This is a genomic window from Daejeonella sp. (assembly GCF_049655485.1).
GTDB lineage: Bacteria > Bacteroidota > Bacteroidia > Sphingobacteriales > Sphingobacteriaceae > Daejeonella.
The window spans coordinates 1-3,631 of sequence record NZ_JBASJU010000338.1 but is presented as its reverse complement, the minus strand read 5'-3'; the positions used below and the strand labels follow the sequence as shown (position 1 = coordinate 3,631).

Sequence of the window (3,631 nt, the reverse complement as noted above, 5' to 3'; positions counted from 1 at the left end):
CTGTTGTATTCATCAGGGGTCCTTACGTCTACCAATATGGCATTGTCAGTATTTTGAAAATTCTTTCTAAAATGGTATCCATCCAGATCGTTTTCGTTCTTTTTAAAAAAGCTATTAAACATCGTTTCTTATCCTATTTAAGGTTACAATACAAGTAATTCTATGTTATTATAGATGTAGAGTACAAAATTGAGTATTTAGAGTTAATCGTTTGGTGACTTTTGTCACAAGGGATGCTATCTGATAACTTCTTTTAAGATGATATATATGCCCATTAGCAATACAAACCAGCCAAACCCCTTCTTTAATTTATCACTGGATACTTTGTTACTAATAGATCCTCCCATAATTATCCCCGCAATAGCAATCATTGTAATTTTTAAAAGAAAGGTCCAATCAATTAGAGTATGACCAAGATCTCCCGTAAATCCGATTAGTGAGTTAAGAGCTATAATCATTAATGATGTGCCAATAGCTTTTTTTATTGGTAATTTAATAAGGAATATCAAAACCGGAATCAGCAAGAATCCACCTCCCGCTCCTAATAGCCCGGTAATAACGCCAATGGCTATACCATAGCCCAGTAACTTCAAAAATTTAATACACTCCGGACATTCCTGCTCAGGAGCGGAAGAATTATAATCTCTGATCATGCTTACTGAGGCAAGCAGCATAAGAGTTCCAAACAGCACCATGGTTAAAAAAGACCAGGTAATGGTAAAACCATTAACCATGGCAATGTTTTCCGGGATGACAGGCACTATAAATCTCCGGGTTATAAACACTGTAACGATAGAGGCTGATCCGAAAAAAAAGACTGCCTTAGTATTTACAAGTCCATTTCTATAATTATTCACCGCTCCAATCAGGCTGGTAGAACCCACAATGAATAAGGAATAGGATGTAGCTAGCAATGGATTTAAGCCAAAAAGATAGACCATAACAGGAACTGTCAGGATAGAACCACCACCGCCAATTAATCCCAGTGAGATACCAATTAATGCAGCAGCCAGATAACCTAATATTTCCATGATCTTAAATAGAAAAACAAAGGTGGTGGAAAAGCTGAAGCTAGACGGTGACTTTAGTCACACCTGCAATTTGAATAGATTTTTCAAGACAGGACTTTACATATTTACGGCCACAGGAAGGATTGGCCGGTATTCTTTAACTGTTAATTTAAAGATTTAATTGTTCGCCTTGGGTTAAGAGCAATTTTATATCAGCATTAAACCCTTTTCATCTAACGGATCATCATAAATTCTTATCCCGGCTATCAACAGAACAACCAGCAGTGCCACAACAACCGGTATTCGTTAGTGCCTGAAAGATGAAAAGTGCTGAAAGTAACCCAAATAATATATCCTTTGACTGAAAGGCCTGGAAAGCGATCAACAAGCCCATGATAAGTCTGACCCATCTGATTAAATGCCAGTTTGTAAGTATTTTTTCTCTTATTGTTTCCATGGCTACGCTTAGTAAACACAAAAATACCTAAGCAGAAAACCAATCAGGGTGACAAATGTCACCGCCAGGTTAAAGGATTAGAATTGACTAGTTAGAGTTATCTCAACCATTCAATATAATTTCTATGCAATAGCAGATCACCTTTCTGTTCCATTTTCTTCAATAGGCGGGAAATGACCTCCCTGGATGAACTTAGATCCGAGGCAATCTCACTATGAGTAATTTTGAGTTCTTTTGTTTGCAATTTCATCACCTGATTGCGGAGATAAAAATCAAGACGCTCGTCCATACCTTTAAATGCGATGTGATCGATAACTACTAAGAGTTCTTCATATCGTGACCTATAGGTTTCCAATACAAAATAATACCATGTTTTATAATTGCGCATCAGGTCATCCATGAGTTCGATAGGCAGGGTAATTACCTTCGTCTTTTCAACAGCCTTAGCCATAATTTCACTCGCCTCTTTTTTGGCTGCGCAAATCATAGAAAGGGCACATGCATTGCCTGGCTCCAGGTAATACATGAAGAACTCACCACCCTCCGGACCTTCACGATAAAGTTTAATTCTTCCTTCTACTACAAGCATCGTGGACCGAAAATATTGACCAGTGGTCATTAGTATCTCGTCCGGCTCAAACTCTTTTATTGAGGCGTTTTGCTCAATTTTTTCCATAAGAGCAGGTTCGAAATTTTTGAAGTTATGTTTTAAATATTCTTTGATCATTAGCAAATATTGAATTATGAATTCAAAATCAGAAGGATTGAAGTGTTAAATCGGATCAGCTATTCAATCTCATATAAACGCATAAAAATGAATTCCTGAATTACTTTTCTAATTCCTTCAGTTTAGCTTTCATTTGAGCAATTTCTGCAAGCTGACTCGAAATAATATTTTTTTGCAATTCCCTGATCTCCGGATCCTGAATATTGGCCTTTTCACTCATCAGGATCGCTCCGGCGTGATGAGGGATCATGGATTTGAGAAACTGCTTGTCCGTTACGCCTGCCTGCTGCCTGATTCCCACGTAAAACCCGATCAAAGCAATAGCACTTATTGCTATAAGCCCTGCATTAAGCTTCTTATTCATATACATACTGCCCATCAGGGCAAGTTCAATAATTACCATTGGAGCTGTCATCAGGCCTGCCATGAAAAACTGGTTGATATTGGGTACAACATTTTCTAGTCTATCTACCATGGCATACATCAGAACAAACATGGAAATATAGGAAAGTATGGTCATCTGCAGCAGCTTTTTGTAGTGGTCTGCGTCGCCTTTGGGTTCGTGCATCGTTTTGTGATCCTGAGTTTTCATAATTTTTAATTTTATGGTTTAATTCTTCATTCCATCTTATTGTCCGGCAATAGTTAAGCTAAATCAATTTCTTTTGTTAAATAAACATCCTGTATTGTCTGGAGAAATTGTACCCCTTCTTCAAAAGGGCGCTGAAAAGCCCTTCGTCCTAATATTAATCCCATTCCAGCCGCCCTCTTATTAATAATCGCAGCTTTCACTGATTCTACCAGATCGGTTTCTCCTTTTGACTCGCCACCCGAGTTGATCAGGCCTGCTCTTCCCATATAGCAATTGATCACCTGATACCTGCATAGATCTATTGGATGATCAGAGGCCAGTTCACTGTACATCCTGGGATCGCTTTTTGAAAAGTTTATAGCGGTAAATCCACCATTACCCTCAGGCATTTTTTGTTTAATAATGTCAGCCTGGATGGTTACCCCGATGTGGTTTGCCTGCCCTGTGATATCAGCAGCAGTTTCATAATTCACTCCTTCTTTTTTGAAATGATTGTTGCGGGTATAACACCACAGAATACAAGCCATGCCCAGTTGATGAGCCTGCTCAAAAGCCTCCGCAACTTCAACAATTTGGCGACCGGAGTTCTCTGAGCCAAAATAAATGGTAGCTCCAACAGCAGTGGCTCCTAAATTCCATGCTTCCTGAACGCTTCCAAACATGATCTGATCATGCTTTGTTGGATAAGTTAGAAGTTCATTATGATTCAGCTTTACCACAAAAGGAATTTTATGAGCATACTTTCTGGACATCATGGCGAGGTTACCAAAAGTTGATGCCACGGCATTGCATCCTCCCTCGACTGCTAGTTTGACAATATTTTCCGGGTCAAAATAAAGAGGGTT

At 38.8% G+C, this 3,631-nt stretch carries 5 protein-coding genes; all 5 read right to left on the bottom strand.

The window, feature by feature from the left end:
• Window positions 1–236 precede the first annotated feature (236 nt).
• Window positions 237–1,031, bottom strand: a complete 795-nt coding sequence (locus WBJ10_RS13735) for a sulfite exporter TauE/SafE family protein (RefSeq protein ID WP_424291242.1) — start codon at window positions 1,029–1,031, stop codon at window positions 237–239.
• Between the two features lie 223 nt (window positions 1,032–1,254).
• A complete protein-coding gene (locus tag WBJ10_RS13730) occupies window positions 1,255–1,467 on the bottom strand; it encodes a hypothetical protein (protein ID WP_424291240.1) in 213 nt (70 codons plus the stop codon).
• Window positions 1,468–1,564: 97 nt separating this feature from the next.
• Entirely contained in the window at window positions 1,565–2,194 is a 630-nt protein-coding gene (locus WBJ10_RS13725) for a Crp/Fnr family transcriptional regulator (RefSeq protein ID WP_424291238.1), read from the bottom strand.
• A gap of 100 nt (window positions 2,195–2,294) precedes the next feature.
• Window positions 2,295–2,786 carry a DUF305 domain-containing protein gene (locus WBJ10_RS13720; protein WP_424291236.1) on the bottom strand — a complete coding sequence of 164 codons (492 nt, stop codon included), beginning with the start codon at window positions 2,784–2,786 and terminating at the stop codon, window positions 2,295–2,297.
• A 53-nt stretch (window positions 2,787–2,839) separates the two neighbouring features.
• The coding region (locus tag WBJ10_RS13715; RefSeq protein WP_424291234.1) for a class I fructose-bisphosphate aldolase at window positions 2,840–3,631 on the bottom strand (792 nt) is incomplete at its 5' end.

Excerpts from the sequence above, each read along its gene's own strand:
- WBJ10_RS13735 (WP_424291242.1), bottom strand. The coding sequence starts at position 1,031 with ATGGAAATATTAGGTTATCTGGCTGCTGCATTAATTGGTATCTCACTG.
- WBJ10_RS13720 (WP_424291236.1), bottom strand. The coding sequence starts at position 2,786 with ATGAAAACTCAGGATCACAAAACGATGCACGAACCCAAAGGCGACGCA.
- WBJ10_RS13730 (WP_424291240.1), bottom strand. The coding sequence starts at position 1,467 with ATGGAAACAATAAGAGAAAAAATACTTACAAACTGGCATTTAATCAGA.
- WBJ10_RS13725 (WP_424291238.1), bottom strand. The coding sequence starts at position 2,194 with ATGATCAAAGAATATTTAAAACATAACTTCAAAAATTTCGAACCTGCT.